This is a genomic window from Rhizobium sp. PP-F2F-G48, from assembly GCF_004342335.1.
Lineage (GTDB): Bacteria > Pseudomonadota > Alphaproteobacteria > Rhizobiales > Rhizobiaceae > Ferranicluibacter.
In genome coordinates, this window is record NZ_SLVH01000001.1 from 233,038 (window position 1) to 248,076 (window position 15,039).

General features: G+C 64.5%; 12 protein-coding genes. 8 read left to right on the forward strand and 4 right to left on the reverse strand.

Translation table 11 applies throughout. The features are described from left to right. Positions 1-20 precede the first annotated feature (20 nt). Entirely contained in the window at positions 21-1,271 is a 1,251-nt protein-coding gene (locus tag C8J36_RS01070; protein ID WP_132531683.1) for a Zn-dependent hydrolase, read from the reverse strand. 270 nt (positions 1,272-1,541) lie between these two features. Between C8J36_RS01070 and C8J36_RS01075 the strand changes: the two genes are divergently transcribed. Then, positions 1,542-2,207 (forward strand): TetR family transcriptional regulator C-terminal domain-containing protein, encoded by a 666-nt coding sequence (locus tag C8J36_RS01075; RefSeq protein ID WP_062593286.1) that lies wholly within the window; start codon positions 1,542-1,544, stop codon positions 2,205-2,207. Positions 2,208-2,229: 22 nt separating this feature from the next. On the opposite strand, the gene C8J36_RS01080 is transcribed toward C8J36_RS01075, so the two are convergent. Then, on the reverse strand, positions 2,230-3,924 hold the full coding sequence (locus tag C8J36_RS01080; protein WP_132531686.1) for an adenylate/guanylate cyclase domain-containing protein: 1,695 nt from the start codon (positions 3,922-3,924) through the stop codon (positions 2,230-2,232). Positions 3,925-4,141: 217 nt separating this feature from the next. On the opposite strand from C8J36_RS01080, the gene mqo reads away from it, so the two are divergent. Beyond that, positions 4,142-5,845 (forward strand): malate dehydrogenase (quinone), encoded by a 1,704-nt coding sequence (gene mqo / locus C8J36_RS01085; protein ID WP_132531689.1) that lies wholly within the window; start codon positions 4,142-4,144, stop codon positions 5,843-5,845. Positions 5,846-5,935: 90 nt separating this feature from the next. On the opposite strand, the gene preA is transcribed toward mqo, so the two are convergent. Beyond that, positions 5,936-7,249: an NAD-dependent dihydropyrimidine dehydrogenase subunit PreA gene (preA, locus tag C8J36_RS01090; RefSeq protein WP_132531692.1), complete on the reverse strand. Its 1,314-nt coding sequence runs from the start codon at positions 7,247-7,249 to the stop codon at positions 5,936-5,938. Positions 7,250-7,261: 12 nt separating this feature from the next. Further along, a complete protein-coding gene (locus C8J36_RS01095) occupies positions 7,262-8,626 on the reverse strand; it encodes an NAD(P)-dependent oxidoreductase (RefSeq protein WP_132531695.1) in 1,365 nt (454 codons plus the stop codon). A gap of 178 nt (positions 8,627-8,804) precedes the next feature. On the opposite strand from C8J36_RS01095, the gene C8J36_RS01100 reads away from it, so the two are divergent. The 6 genes from C8J36_RS01100 to C8J36_RS01125 all read left to right on the forward strand — a co-directional run bounded on the left by C8J36_RS01100 (position 8,805) and on the right by C8J36_RS01125 (position 15,017). Continuing rightward, positions 8,805-9,758 (forward strand): sugar-binding transcriptional regulator, encoded by a 954-nt coding sequence (locus tag C8J36_RS01100; RefSeq protein WP_062592007.1) that lies wholly within the window; start codon positions 8,805-8,807, stop codon positions 9,756-9,758. 149 nt (positions 9,759-9,907) lie between these two features. Then, complete coding sequence (locus C8J36_RS01105) at positions 9,908-11,230, forward strand: sugar ABC transporter substrate-binding protein (protein WP_062592010.1); 1,323 nt, start codon at positions 9,908-9,910, stop codon at positions 11,228-11,230. 263 nt (positions 11,231-11,493) lie between these two features. Continuing rightward, positions 11,494-12,366 carry a sugar ABC transporter permease gene (locus C8J36_RS01110; protein ID WP_132531698.1) on the forward strand — a complete coding sequence of 291 codons (873 nt, stop codon included), beginning with the start codon at positions 11,494-11,496 and terminating at the stop codon, positions 12,364-12,366. Positions 12,367-12,377: 11 nt separating this feature from the next. Continuing rightward, positions 12,378-13,202 (forward strand): carbohydrate ABC transporter permease, encoded by an 825-nt coding sequence (locus C8J36_RS01115; protein ID WP_062592014.1) that lies wholly within the window; start codon positions 12,378-12,380, stop codon positions 13,200-13,202. Between the two features lie 43 nt (positions 13,203-13,245). Beyond that, positions 13,246-14,247 carry an ABC transporter ATP-binding protein gene (locus C8J36_RS01120; RefSeq protein ID WP_062592015.1) on the forward strand — a complete coding sequence of 334 codons (1,002 nt, stop codon included), beginning with the start codon at positions 13,246-13,248 and terminating at the stop codon, positions 14,245-14,247. Then, complete coding sequence (locus C8J36_RS01125) at positions 14,244-15,017, forward strand: L-iditol 2-dehydrogenase (RefSeq protein WP_132531701.1); 774 nt, start codon at positions 14,244-14,246, stop codon at positions 15,015-15,017. Before C8J36_RS01120 ends, C8J36_RS01125 begins: the two co-directional genes overlap by 4 nt. Positions 15,018-15,039 lie beyond the last annotated feature (22 nt).

The following is a 15,039-nucleotide window of genomic DNA, read 5'->3' on the forward strand; positions in this document are numbered from 1 at the left end:
CTCCTGTTTGCGTGACGATCCTACTCCACAATCCCGGCCGTCTCCACCACGGCGTGGAACAGGACGTCGCAGCCGGCGCTGGCCCAATCCTTCGAAATCTCCTCCGCCTCGTTGTGGCTGAGCCCGCCGACGCAGGGGCACATGATCATGGTGGCGGGGGCGACGCGGGCGGCCCAGCAGGCATCGTGGCCGGCACCGGAGATGATGTCCATATGGCTGAGCCCGAGCTTTTCGGCAGCGGTGCGAACCGTCGAGACCAGCGTCGGATCGAAGGTGACGGGGTCGAAATGGCCGACGGCCTCCACCGAGCAACCGACGCCCAGGTCGGCGCAGATCATGGAAGCCTCGGCCTCGATACGGGCACGCATGCGGTCGAGCTTGCTCTGGTCGGGCGTGCGGATGTCGACGGTGAACACGACCTTGCCGGGCAGGACATTGCGGGAATTGGGCGAAAAGAACACCTGGCCGACGCCGCCCACCGCACCCGGCTGCTCGCCCATGGCGACCTTCTGCACCATCTCGACGATGCGCGACATGGCAAGCCCGGCATTGACGCGCAGGCCCATCGGCGTCGAGCCGGTATGGGCCTCGCGTCCCGTCAGCGTGAATTCGAGCCACCACAGACCCTGGCAGTGGGTCACGACGCCGATCGCCTTGTTCTCCGCTTCGAGGATCGGACCCTGCTCGATGTGATATTCGAAATAGGCATGCATCCTGCGCGCGCCGACCTCTTCCTCGCCGCGCCAGCCGATCCGCGTCAGCTCGTCGCCATAAGTTTTTCCGTCCGGGTCCTTGCGGCTATAGGCGTAGTCGAGCGTGTGGACGCCGGCAAAGACGCCGGAGGCGAGCATGGCAGGGGCAAAGCGCGCGCCTTCCTCGTTCGCCCAGTTGGTGACGACGATCGGGTGTTTCGTCTTCAGGCCGAGATCGTTCAGGGTCCGTACGACTTCGAGCCCCGCGAGCACGCCGAGCACGCCATCATATTTTCCGCCGGTCGGCTGGGTGTCGAGGTGCGAGCCGACATAGACGGGCAGGGCGTCCGGGTCCGTGCCCAGCCGGGTGGCGAACATGGTGCCCATGCGGTCGAGCCCCATGGTCAGGCCCGCGTCCCGGCACCAGGTCTCAAACAGGCTCCGGCCTTCGGCATCCGCATCGGTCAGCGTCTGGCGATTGTTGCCGCCGGCGATGCCCGGGCCGATCTCCGCCATCTGCATCAGACTGTCCCAGAGACGGTCGGCGTCGACCCGCATATTCTCGCCCGGTGCGGCCATGGTCTATCCCTCTCCGTTCGGACGCGGCAGGGCGCAGGGGCGCTCTTCGGCCGACGTTCGATTGTGTTGTTCCCACCGGTCGAATGGGGCATTCTTTTTGTTCGCCCTCGTATCAGTCGTTGCGTTTGTCATTGAAGTGACTGATAATTTAACCGGTTGGTAAACATTACAACTTCCGTTGCAGCACTCAAGACGGAAAAGCAAAAAAAGAAAAGACGGCAGAACGACGCGATGGACTGGCGGCCGGAAGGCTGGCGAAAGGGGGCTTGGATGGCATTACCGAGGGCGGCGAAAACGCAGCGGCGCACGCGAATCCAGGAAGAGAAGGAAGAGCTGATCCTGGAGGCGGCGCTGGAGGTGTTTGCGACCAACGGCTTTCGCGGCAGCACCATCGACCAGATCGCAGACGTCGCGGGCATGTCGAAGCCCAATCTGCTCTATTATTTCCGCACCAAGGAAGCGATGCACCGGGCGCTGATCGAGCGCGTTCTCGACAGCTGGCTCGATCCGCTGCGCGAGTTCGATGCGGAGGGCAATCCGGTGACCGAGATCCGCGGCTACATCCGGCGCAAGCTCGAGATGGCGCGGGATTTTCCGCGAGAGAGCCGGCTGTTCGCCAACGAGGTCCTTCAGGGGGCGCCGCGGATCGAGGATGCCCTGATGGGGCCGCTCAAATCGCTGGTGGACGAGAAGGCGACCGTCATCCGCGCCTGGGCCAAGGCCGGAAAGATCGCCAAGTGCGATCCCTACCACCTGATCTTCGCCATCTGGGCGACGACGCAGCATTATGCCGACTTCGACGTGCAGGTGCGGGCGGTGCTCGGCCCGGACCGCGCCGGCGAGGGACGTTTCGAGGATGCGGCCCGTTTTCTGGAGATGCTCTTCGTCAACGGTCTCGGGGTGGGTGTCCCGTCTACCGGCACATCCGGCGGTTGAGTTATCGAGTGCGGAGGGCGGATCAGGCGCCGGTGCGCACGGCTTTGGCGATGGCATCCTTTTTCTGGCGCGCGGCCGCCAGCAGGGTGCCGATCTCCTCGGCATTGTCGACGATCAGGGTTTCCAGCGTCCCCTTGCGACCGCGAATGGCGATGTCGTAGCTCTCGCGATCCTCCAGCTTCAGCCCGGCATAGCGGATGACGTCGGCGGACACGGCGAGCTGCGCGTCGTATTCCTTGGCAAAGCCCTCGAGGCGGCTCGCCGCGTTGATCGTGTCGCCGACAGCCGTCAGCGAGGAGGCGCGGCCATAGCCGATATGGCCGATGATCGCCGATCCCGCATGCATACCCATCGCGATCCGCAGCGGCTTGTCGAGTTCGCTCGTGAAGTTTCGGTTGAGCGTCTCGATTCCGCGGGCAACGCGGGCCGTCGCCTCCAGCGCATTGGCGCAGGCGTCCTCGATCGAGCCGGTCAGGCCGAAAAGGGCGAGGACGCCATCGCCGATGAACTTGTCGATGACCCCGCCGGAGCCCTCGACCGCTTCGCCGATCGTCTCGAAATAGCGGTTGAGCAGGAACACCGTATCGAACGGCAGCTGCTGCTGGGTGAGCAGCGTGAAATCGCGCAGATCGCAGAACAGCACCGCGATGCGACGTTCGCGGCCGGCCGCCACATCCTCGCCGATCTGCGGACGGACGCCGACATTCTCGGCGCCCAGAACCGGCGCGATGGAAACATCGTGCGTGGGCCGAAGCTGGCAGCCGAGGCGGACATTTTCGCCGGCGCGGATGCGGATCAGCGTCTGGCGCTCGCCTTCGCTGGGTGGCGGCAAGCCTTCCAGCCCGTCCGTCACCCGGACGCGACAGGTCGAACAGCGGCCGCGCCCGCCGCAGACGGAGAGATGGGGGATGCCGGCCGAGCGGCTGGCTTCGAGCACGGAAAAGCCGCGCGCGACGGAGAGGACCTTGCCGTCGGGATAGCGGATGCGGACCTTGCCGCGGATGGGAAAGGACCGCCAGAGCAGCGTGATGCCGATGGAACCGGCAAGGGTAAGGAAGATGCCCTGGCGGATATCGGCGAGAAGCGCGGGATCGGTGCGGCCCGACATGAACCAGGCGTTCGACGGCATGGCCGGGCCGACCGTTCGGGCGGCGACCACGAAGCCGAGCAGCGACAGGACCGGAATCAGAAGGGCCAGCGTATAAAGCGGCAAGGCGGCGCGGGGATACCAGTCACGCCCGCGCATCCAGAACCAGAAGCCGAGACAGCCATGCGCCCAGGCGATGATGAGGGCTGCGGACTGCCAGACGGCGCTTCCGGTGCGCGACCAGAGGCGCGGCAGGATATCGCGATAATCCGCGGAATAGCCCGACAGCATCCAGTCGATGCGGGTGACGGTGACATGGCTGACCAGAAGGAAGGGCAGAGCAAGTCCGAGCCCGATCTTCAACGCTTCGCGCAGCGGCATGCGCAGCGTCTGGCGCCGCCGGAGCCCATCGAGCGCCAGCACGAAATGCACGGCGAGCGAGCCGTAGAGGGCGATGGTTCCGGGCAGGCTGCGCCAGATCTCGTTGAAGACATCGCGCCCGCGCTCCATCGCGTCGATCGAGACCAGACCGAGCGCGTGGTTGAGGAAATGCGTGAGCAGGAACAGCCCCAGACACACGCCGGTCCAGATATGCAGGCGCTTGCGCAGCTTCGAACGATCGCGTTTCAAGCAGTCTCCGGTTCGATCCGTTGATCACCGGATGCTTATCGGCCAGTTTGGGACGCGTAGCAACGCGGGAATTGTGACGCACGGGCGAGGCGAGGTCGATGGCCTGCAACTGCAGGTTCGATCACGCAACCCTTCGCACTGCGACAAATTGCCTTGTCATAAAAAAGCTTTCGCTTATACGGCGATCCTGGGGGGACTAACAAGACGTGAGGTTGACATGGCCAGTAAGACAGAGAGCAGCGCTCGGCGTTCGGGAACTTCGCAGCATCTGGCCATAAGCCGTCGGCACCTTCTCGGTTCGGCGGCAGGCGGCGCGGCCGCCCTGACCCTGTCCTCCATTCCCAGCTGGGCTCTTGCGCCCGAGAAGACGGTGGACGTGCTCCTCGTCGGCGGCGGCATCATGAGCGCGACGCTCGGCGTGCTGATCAACGAGCTGGAGCCATCCTGGTCGATCGAGATGATCGAGCGGCTGGACGACGTGGCGCTCGAAAGCTCGAACGGCTGGAACAATGCCGGCACCGGCCACTCCGCGCTTGCCGAGCTCAATTACACGCCGAAGGATGTGAACGGCAATGTCGATATCAGCCGGGCCGTCGGCATCAACGAATCCTTCCAGGTCTCCCGCCAGTTCCTCGCGCATCAGGTCGATCGCGGCGTTCTGAAGGACCCGCGCTCCTTCATCAATTCGACGCCGCATATGAGCTTCGTCTGGGGCGACGACAACACGGATTTCCTGGAAAAGCGCTTCGAGGCGCTGAAGGCGAGCGCGCTGTTTTCGGGCATGAAATTCTCGCGCGACCATGACGAGATCGCGCAATGGGTCCCCATCATGATGGAGGGCCGCGACCGCGCCCAGCCGCTGGCCGCCACCTGGTCGCCGCTCGGCACGGACGTCAATTTCGGCGAGATCACCCGCCAGTACGTCACGCATCTGAAGACCCAGCCGACCTTCACCCTGACCGCCTCAAGCGAGGTGCAGGAGATCGCCCGCAACGAGGACGGCACCTGGCGCGTCAGCTATACCGACACGCGGACCGGCGACCGGAAGGGCGTGATCAACGCGAAGTTCGTGTTTCTGGGGGCTGGCGGCGGTGCGCTGCCGCTCTTGCAGATGTCGGGTATTCCCGAGGCCGACGACTATGCCGGCTTCCCGGTCGGCGGGTCGTTCCTCGTCTGCGAGAAGCCCGAGATCGTCAACCGGCATCTGGCCAAGGCCTATGGTCAGGCGTCCGTCGGTGCGCCGCCGATGTCGGTGCCGCATCTCGACACGCGCATGCTGGACGGAAAGCAGGTCGTGCTGTTCGGCCCCTTCGCCACCTTCTCGACCAAGTTCCTGAAGGACGGTTCCTATTTCGACCTTCCCGCGTCCGTGACGCTCGACAATATCTGGCCGATGCTGCAGGTCGGCATGAACGAGTTCAGCCTCGTGCAATATCTTGCCGGCCAGCTCCTGATGTCCGACGAGGATCGGCTTGCCGCCCTGCGCGAGTATTTCCCGCAGGCGAAGGGCGAGGACTGGCGCCTGTGGCAGGCCGGGCAGCGGGTGCAGATCATCAAGCGCGACCCTGAAAAGGGCGGCGTGCTGAAGCTCGGCACGGAAATTGTCGCCTCGGCCGACGGTACGATCACCGCGCTTCTCGGCGCGTCGCCGGGCGCCTCGACGGCGGCGCCGATCATGCTCGACGTTCTGAAGAAGGTCTTTGCCGAGCGTCTGGCGACGCCGGAATGGCAGGCCAAGGTGAAGGCGATGGTGCCGAGCTACGGCACGAAGCTCAACGAAAACCCGCAGGCGCTGGCGCTCGCCTGGGCCGCGACGAGCGAGCGACTCCAGCTCGCCATCGCACCGCCGGCCATCGGCACCGCCGCACCGGCCGCCCTGCCGTCCGCGGACGTGAAGCGCGTTCCGGATATGGCGCTCTGAGCCTATCGACCTCCTGCCTGCCGGCTTGTTGCGCGGCAGGTCAGGATGGCAGCGCGACGAACCGGTCGCGCTCCGTCGATCGCTCTCCCGTTACTCCGCCGCCTGTCGCGACATCGGGTTGTTGGGGTGCGTGGTCCAGTTTGCGTAGGTTGCATCGACCACCTTGCCGGTGCGCTCGTCCAGCGTGCCCGGGGGCAGGGCGACCATGGTGATGCAGTCCTGCACGGGACAGACGTTGACGCAGAGATTGCAGCCGACGCACTCGTCCTCCATCACCTCGAAATGCCGGACGCCATCGACATATTGCGTGATCGCCTGGTGCGAGGTGTCTTCGCAGGCGATGTGGCAGCGACCGCATTTGATGCAGGCATCCTGGTCGATGCGGGCCTTGGCGATGTAGTTGAGGTTGAGATACTGCCAGTCCGACACGTTCGGAATGGCGCGGCCGGTGATGTCGTCGAGCGTCCGGTGGCCCTTGGAATCCATCCAGGTGGAGAGCCCGGTGATCATCTCCTGCACGATCTTGAAGCCGTAGGTCATGGCGGCGGTGCAGACCTGCACGTTGCCGGCCCCGAGCACGAGAAACTCCGCCGCATCGCGCCAGGTGGTGATGCCGCCGATGCCGGAAATCGGCAGGCCCTGCGTTTCCGGATCGCGGGCGATTTCGGCCACCATGTTGAGCGCGATCGGCTTGACCGCCGGGCCGCAATAGCCGCCATGGCTGCCCTTGCCGTCGATCGAGGGTTCGGGTGCGAAGGTGTCGAGATTGACCGAGGTGATCGAGTTGATGGTGTTGATCAGCGACACGGCGTCGGTGCCGCCGGCCTTTGCAGCGCGGGCGGGGTGACGGATGTCGGTGATGTTCGGTGTCAGCTTGGTGATGACCGGCATGCGGGTATATTGCTTGCACCAGCGCACGACCATCTCGATATAGGCCGGCACCTGGCCGACGGCGGCGCCCATGCCGCGCTCCGACATGCCGTGCGGACAGCCGAAATTCAGCTCGATGCCGTCGGCGCCGGTTTCCTCGACCAGCGGCAGGATCGCCTTCCAGCTTTCCTCCTCGCAGGGCACCATGATCGAGGCGATCAGGGCGCGGTCGGGCCAGTTCATCTTGACCTGCTTCATCTCGCGCAGGTTGGTGTAGAGGTCGCGATCGGTGATGAGCTCGATATTGTTCAGGCCGAGGAGCCGGCGATCGGCGCCCCAGATGGCGCCGTAGCGCGGGCCGTTGACGTTCACGACCGGCGGGCCGTCCTCGCCGAGCGTCTTCCAGACCACGCCGCCCCAGCCGGCCTTGAAGGCCCGCTCGACATTGTAGGCCTTGTCGGTCGGCGGTGCCGAGGCAAGCCAGAACGGGTTGGGGGATTTGATGCCGACGAAATTGTTGCGCAGATCAGCCATGGTTCATCTCCCTCAAGCGACGGCAGTAGACGGATGGCGTTCGGCCATCAGCGTGCGGTGGATCGATTCGGCGGCGTCCCGCCCGTGGGCAACGGCCGAGACGGTGAGGTCTTCGCCGCCGAGACGACAGTCGCCGCCGGCCCAGACGCGGTCGAGCGACGTTCGTCCCTCCTCGTCCACGAGGATGCGGCCGGACTGAAGCGCGACGACGCCGAGCGCATCGGCCTCCAGCGTCTGGCCGATCGCCTTGAGGATGTGATCGGCCGCAAGCACGCCGGTCTCGCCGGTGGCGATGAGGCGTCCGTCCGCTTCGGCGGTGTAATCCAGCTCGATGCCGGCGATCTTGCCGTCTTCACCGGCGAGAATGCGCCGGGGCTGCAGCCAGTGGCGGATGGTGACGCCGCGCGAGGTCGCGAGATCCTGCTCGTAGGCCGAGGCGTTCATGTGCTCGCGGCCGCGGCGATAGCAGATGGTAACCTCCTCGGCGCCCAGAAGTTTCGCCTGGACCGCCGCATCGATCGCGGTCATGCCGCCACCGATCACGACGACACGGCGACCAACGGGGATGTCGGTCTTGCCCGGCGATTGCCGCAGGGCCGCGATGAAGTCGATCGCATCCGCCACGCCTTCGGCCGCTTCGCCCTCCGCGCGCAGCGCATTGACGCCGGTCAGGCCCATCCCGAGGAAAACCGCGTCGTGGCGGGCGAGGAGATCGGAAAGCTTGATGTCGCGGCCGAGCATCTGACGGTTGCGGATCTCGATGCCGCCGATGGCGAGCACGTAATCCACCTCCTTCTGCGCGAAGTCGTCGGTCGCCTTGTAGGTGGCGATGCCGTATTCGTTCAGCCCGCCCGCCTTTTCGCGCGCGTCGTAGACGACGACGTCGTGGCCGTTGACGGCGAGGCGATGGGCGCAGGCAAGACCTGCGGGTCCGGCGCCGACGACGGCCACGGTCTTGCCCGTTGCGGGCGCACGTTCGTAGAACTGGCGATCTTCCGCCATGGCGATGTCGGTGGCGTAGCGCTGCAGCCGGCCGATGGCGACCGGGCGGCCCTCCGCCTCCATGCGGACGCAGGCCTCCTCGCACAGCGTTTCGGTGGGACAGACGCGGGCGCACATGCCGCCGAGAATGTTCTGGTCGAAAATGGTGTTGGCCGAGCCGATCGGATTGCCCGTCGCGATCTGCCGGATGAAGAGGGGAATGTCGATGGAGGTCGGACAGGCCGTCATGCACGGCGCATCATAGCAGAAGTAACAGCGATCGGCCGCGACGAGCGCCTCGTGCTCGTCCAGGCGCGGATGCAGATCCGCGAAGTTCGCCTCGTACTGGCCGGGCGTCAGGCGCCCGCCGATCATTCCGGAGTCCGTCGTTCCCATGTTTTCCTCCCAATGGCAACCGCACGATCAGCGAAGGCTAACATGGAAAATTTCTTGATCAAACGGTAAAATTTCAGGACCCATTTTCGGTCTTTTCCAAGGCGCGGGGTCGATTGACAGGTCGCGGCAAAAGGTGTCAGCACTTCGGTTTCCCGCTGGACCTTGGGAGAGGCATGGAATGGCACGCAGACCGGAAGCGAATGCACGGCTCGACGATGCGGCACGCGCCGGCTGGCTCTATTATGTCGCGGGGCGCACGCAGGACGAGATCGCCGGGCAGATGGGCATCTCGCGCCAGTCGGCGCAGCGGCTCGTGTCGCTCGCCATGGCCGAACGACTGATCAAGGTCCGCCTCGACCACCCGATCGCCGCCTGCATGGAGCTCGGCCTGCGGCTGAAGGAACGCTACGGGCTGCGGCAGGCGGAAGTGGTTCCGAGCGATCCCACATCCTCTTCTACCACCGTCGGCATTGCGGAGGCCGGGGCGGCCGAGATCGAGCGCTGGCTGAAGTCGAGCGAGCCGATCATCATGGCGATCGGCACCGGGCGGACGCTGAAGGCGGCGATCGACCAGCTGCCGGCGATGGATTGTCCGCAGCATCGCATCGTCTCGCTGACCGGCAATATCGGCGTCGACGGGTCTGCCGCCTATTACAACGTCATCTTTTCCATGGCCGACGCCGTCAAGGCGCGGCATTTCCCCATGCCCCTGCCGGTCATCGTGTCCTCGGCCGAGGAGCGAGAGGTGCTGCACAAGCAGATCCTCGTGCAGTCGGCGCTCAGCCTCGGCACGCAGGCCGACATCGCCTTCGTCGGCATCGGCGAAGTGGGCACCGATGCGCCGCTCTGCCAGGATGGGTTTCTGGCCCATGACGAGATGGCCAAGCTGGTGGAGCAAGGGGCGGCCGGCGAAATCTGCGGCTGGATGTTCGACGGCGACGGACAGCTCATCTCGGGCGATATCAACAAGCGGGTGGCGAGCGTTCCCTTGCCGTCACGCGATACCACGACGCTGATCGGCATGGCCAAGGGCCGGCGCAAGCACCTCGCGCTGCGGGCCGCCTTGCGCGGCGGACTCATCAACGGCGTCATCACGGACGAGGAAACGGCTGAATATCTGCTCGCACCTTGAGCAAATATGTCAAAAAATTGTCAGTCCTTCCGATGACTTAGCCGCGTGTTCGGCGCTGCAGCAACGAATGCGATTGACAAGTCCGCCCTGAAAATGAGTAATTGCCCGTGAGCGAGGCAAATGCTCATTACTCTTCTGGGAGGAAGATCATGAATTTGAAGACATCACTGCTGGGCGCATGCTCAGCACTCGTCATTGCTGCCGTTTCCGGCGGTCTGGCCCAGGCCGAGACCCTCACCATCGCGACGGTGAACAATGGCGACATGGTCCGGATGCAGACACTCACCGACGACTTCACCAAGGCCAATCCCGACATCCAGCTCGAATGGGTGACTCTGGAAGAAAACGTGCTGCGTGAACGCGTCACCACCGACATCGCGACCAAGGGCGGCCAGTACGACGTGCTGACCATCGGCACCTACGAGGTTCCGATCTGGGCCAAGCAGAACTGGCTTCTGCCGCTCGACAACCTCGGCGCCGACTACGACGTCGACGATCTGCTGCCGGCCATCCGGTCGGGCCTGACCGCCGACGGCAAGCTCTATGCCGCACCGTTCTACGGCGAAAGCTCGATGGTCATGTACCGCAAGGACCTGATCGAGAAGGCCGGGCTGAAGATGCCCGACGCGCCGACCTGGGAGTTCATCAACGAAGCGGCCCGCAAGATGACCGACCGTGCCACCGGCATCAACGGCATCTGCCTTCGCGGCAAGGCCGGCTGGGGCGAGAACATGGCGTTCCTCACGGCAACCTCGAACGCCTTCGGCGCCCGCTGGTTCGACGAGAACTGGAAGCCGCAGTTCGACCAGCCCGAGTGGAAGGCCACGCTCGACATGTATGTCAAGCTGATGAACGATGCCGGCCCGCAGGGCGCATCCTCCAACGGCTTCAACGAGAACCTGGCGCTGTTCCAGCAGGGCAAGTGCGGCATGTGGATCGACGCCACGGTGGCGGCCTCCTTCGTGACCAACCCGAAGGACTCGACGGTTGCCGACAAGGTCGGCTTCGCGCTGGCGCCGGACACGGGTCTCGGCAAGCGCGGCAACTGGCTCTGGGCCTGGAACCTCGCCATCCCCGCCGGCACGCAGAAGGCCGAAGCGGCCGAGAAGTTCGTTTCCTGGGCAACCAGCAAGCACTATCTCGACCTCGTCGCGCAGAAGGAAGGCTGGGCCAACGTTCCCCCGGGCACGCGCACCTCGCTCTACCAGAACGCCGAGTACCAGAAGGCGGCACCCTTCGCCAAGATGACGCTCGAAAGCATCAACGCGGCCGACCCGAAGAACCCTTCGACGAAGCCCGTTCCCTATGTTGGCGTCCAGTTCGTGGCGATCCCCGAGTTCCAGAGCCTCGGGACCACCGTCGGCCAGCTGTTCTCGGCAGCCCTTGCCGGCCAGATGTCGGTCGACGATGCGCTTGCCCAGGCACAGACGGCGGCAACGCGCGAAATGACGCGCGGCGGCTACATCAAGTAAGCTGACCTGAAGGTTGGGGCTGCCTCTCACGCTTCAGGCGTGGGTTGCCCCTCACCCTCGCCCTCTCCCCGCTTGCGGGGAGAGGGGACGCACAACCCGGTAACTCCGAGTGCCCTTCGCCCTTGCCAAGCGGGGAGAAGGTGCCGGCAGGCGGATGAGGGGGCCAGCCCCGCGCACTGCACCACACAACCCACACAACAAAACGCCACCCTTTCCGCCTTTGCGGAAGGCAGAGCCGGCGACACCAGAGGGAGGGTCCATCCATGGCAACGCAGAATACCCGAGGCCTTGCCCGGTTCATGATGGCGCCGTCCGTCGGCCTGCTCCTGATCTGGATGATCGTGCCGCTGGCGATGACGCTCTGGTTCTCCTTCCAGAACTACAATCTGCTCAATCCGGGCAATGTCAGCTTCGCCGGCCTGTTCAACTACCAGTTCTTCTATTCCGATCCCGCCTTCTTCCAGTCGATCTTCAACACGCTGATCATCGTCGTGGGCGTCCTCGCCATCACCGTCATCGGCGGCATCGCCATCGCGCTGATGCTCGACCAGCCGGTCTGGGGGCAGGGGATCGTGCGCATCCTCGTGATCTCGCCGTTCTTCGTGATGCCGCCGGTCGCGGCCCTCGTCTGGAAGAACATGATCATGCACCCGCAATACGGGGTGTTTGCCGATATCAGCCGTTTCTTCGGTGTTCAGCCGGTCGACTGGTTCGGGCAGTATCCGCTGTTTTCCATCATCGTCATCGTCGCCTGGCAGTGGCTGCCCTTCGCGACGCTTATCCTGCTGACCGCCCTGCAGTCGCTCGACGGCGAACAGAAGGAAGCGGCCGAGATGGACGGGGCGAATTTCGTCAACCGCTTCATCTACCTGACCGTGCCGCATCTCGCCCGCTCGATCACCGTGGTCATCCTGATCCAGACGATCTTCCTGCTCGGCGTCTATGCGGAAATCCTCGTCACCACCAATGGCGGTCCGGGCTATGCCTCAACCAACCTGCCGTTCCTGATCTACCGCACGGCCCTTCTCGGTTACGACGTCGGCGGCGCATCCGCCGGGGGCATCATCGCCGTCATCCTCGCCAACATCGTCGCCTTCTTCCTGATGCGCGCCGTTGGCAAGAACCTCGACAAGTAGGGAGCACCATCATGGCACGCGCCGTTTCGACCCGCAGGACCGTCTTCTTCACCGTGCTCGCCTGGATCGTGGCTCTGGTGATCTTCTTCCCGATCCTCTACACGATCATCACCTCGTTCAAGTCCGAGACGGAAGCGATCCAGGGCTTCAACCTGATCCCGTCGGGCACCGTCGAGAGCTATGCCGCCGTGCAGGCGCAGAGCAACTACTTCAAGTTCTTCCTGAATTCGGTGATCATCTCGGTCGGCTCGACCCTGCTGGCGCTTCTGATCTCGGTGCCGGCCGCCTGGGCGATGGCGTTTTCGCCGACGCCGCGCACCAAGGATATCCTGATGTGGATGCTGTCCACCAAGATGATGCCGGCTGCCGCCGTCATGGTGCCGATCTACCTGCTGTTCCGCGATTTCGGCCTGCTCGACAGCCGGTTCGGCCTCACCATCATGCTGACCATGATCAACCTGCCGATCGTCGTCTGGATGCTCTATACCTACTTCCGGGAAATTCCGGGCGAGATCCTCGAAGCCGCCCGCATGGACGGCGCCTCCCTCTGGGGCGAGATCGCCTATGTGCTGACCCCGATGGCGGTGCCGGGCATCGCCTCCACCATGCTTCTCAACATCATCCTCGCCTGGAACGAAGCCTTCTGGACGATCCGGCTGACGACCACGAACGCGGCGCCGCTGACGGCTTTCATCGCCTCGTTCTCGTCTCCGCAGGGCCTTTTCTGGGCGAAGCTTTCGGCAGCCTCGACGCTTGCCATCGCGCCCATCCTGATCATGGGCTGGTTCAGCCAGAAGCAGCTGGTGCGGGGTCTCACCTTCGGCGCCGTGAAGTAGCAGTTCAACAAAGATAACGACAAGACGAGCGGGAGCGCACACCATGGGCAATATACGTCTGAAGAACGTCTCGAAGAGTTTCGCCGCCACGACGGTCATTCCGGGCATCGACCTCGAAATCAAGGACGGCGAATTCGTGGTCTTCGTCGGGCCGTCCGGCTGCGGCAAGTCCACGCTGCTGCGGATCATCGCGGGGCTGGAGGATGCGACGGCCGGTCATATCGAGATCGACGGCCGCGACGTCACCAACGAGGCGCCCGCCAAGCGCGGCCTTGCCATGGTGTTCCAGTCCTACGCGCTCTATCCGCATATGACGGTGCGCAACAACATCGCCTTTCCGCTGAAGATGGCGAAGATGGACGAAGGCGCGATCGACAAGAAGGTGACGGAGGCCGCGCGCGTCCTCAACCTGACCAATTATCTCGACCGCCGGCCGGGCCAGCTTTCGGGCGGCCAGCGCCAGCGCGTCGCCATCGGCCGCGCCATCGTGCGCGAACCCTCGGCCTTCTTGTTCGACGAGCCGCTGTCCAACCTCGATGCCGCTCTGCGCGGCACGATGCGACTGGAGATCAGCGAGCTGCACAACCAGCTGAAGACCACGATGATCTACGTCACCCACGACCAGGTGGAAGCCATGACCATGGCGGACAAGATCGTCGTGCTGAATGCCGGCAATATCGAGCAGGTCGGTTCGCCGCTCGATCTCTATCATCGGCCGAACAACATCTTCGTCGCCGGCTTTATCGGCTCGCCGCGCATGAACTTCGCAACCGGTGCCTTTGCCAGCGGCTATGACGCCCACACGATCGGCGTGCGACCGGAGCATTTGAAGCTGTCGCGCGAGAGCGGCACGTGGACGGGCAGGGTCAGCGTCGCCGAGCATCTCGGTGCCGACACGTTCCTGCATATTCTGGTCGAGGGCATCGGCCAGGTGACCGCGCGCATCGCGGGCGACGTGCCCGTCCAGCACGGCGACACCGTCTATCTGACGCCCGACGAGGCGCGCATTCACAAGTTCAACGAGAAGGGCATGGCGATCCGATGAAACGTCTTGAAGGAAAGAGTGCGCTGATCACCGGATCGGCCCGGGGGATCGGCCGCGCCTTCGCGGAAGCCTATATCGCCGAAGGCGCGACGGTGGCGATTGCCGACATCAACCTCGCCCGCGCCACCGAGACGGCGAGGGAACTCGGATCTCAGGCCTATCCGGTCGAGATCGACGTGACGCAGCAGGCGTCGATCGATGCGGCCATCGCGACCGTCGTCGAGAAGGTCGGGCGGCTCGATATTCTGATCAACAATGCGGCCTTGTTCGACCTTGCGCCGATCGCCGAGATCAGCCGCGAGAGCTATGACCGGCTGTTTGCGATCAACGTCTCCGGCACGCTCTTCACGCTGCAGGCGGCCGCCAAGCAGATGATCGCCCAGGGGCACGGCGGCAAGATCATCAACATGGCGAGCCAGGCCGGACGGCGCGGCGAGGCGCTGGTGGCGGTCTATTGCGCGACCAAGGCGGCGGTCATCAGCCTGACCCAGTCGGCGGGCCTCAACCTCATCCCGCACGGCATCAACGTCAACGCCATCGCCCCCGGCGTCGTGGACGGCGAGCATTGGGACGGCGTGGACGCGATGTTTGCGAAATACGAGAACCGGCCGCTCGGCGAGAAGAAGAAGCTCGTCGGCGCGGAAGTGCCGTTCGGTCGCATGGGCACGGCGCAGGACCTGACCGGCATGGCCGTGTTTCTCGCCTCGTCCGACAGCGACTACATCGTCTCCCAGACCTACAATGTCGACGGCGGAAACTGGATGAGCTGAGGCTCGCGCCCGCTCGATCTCC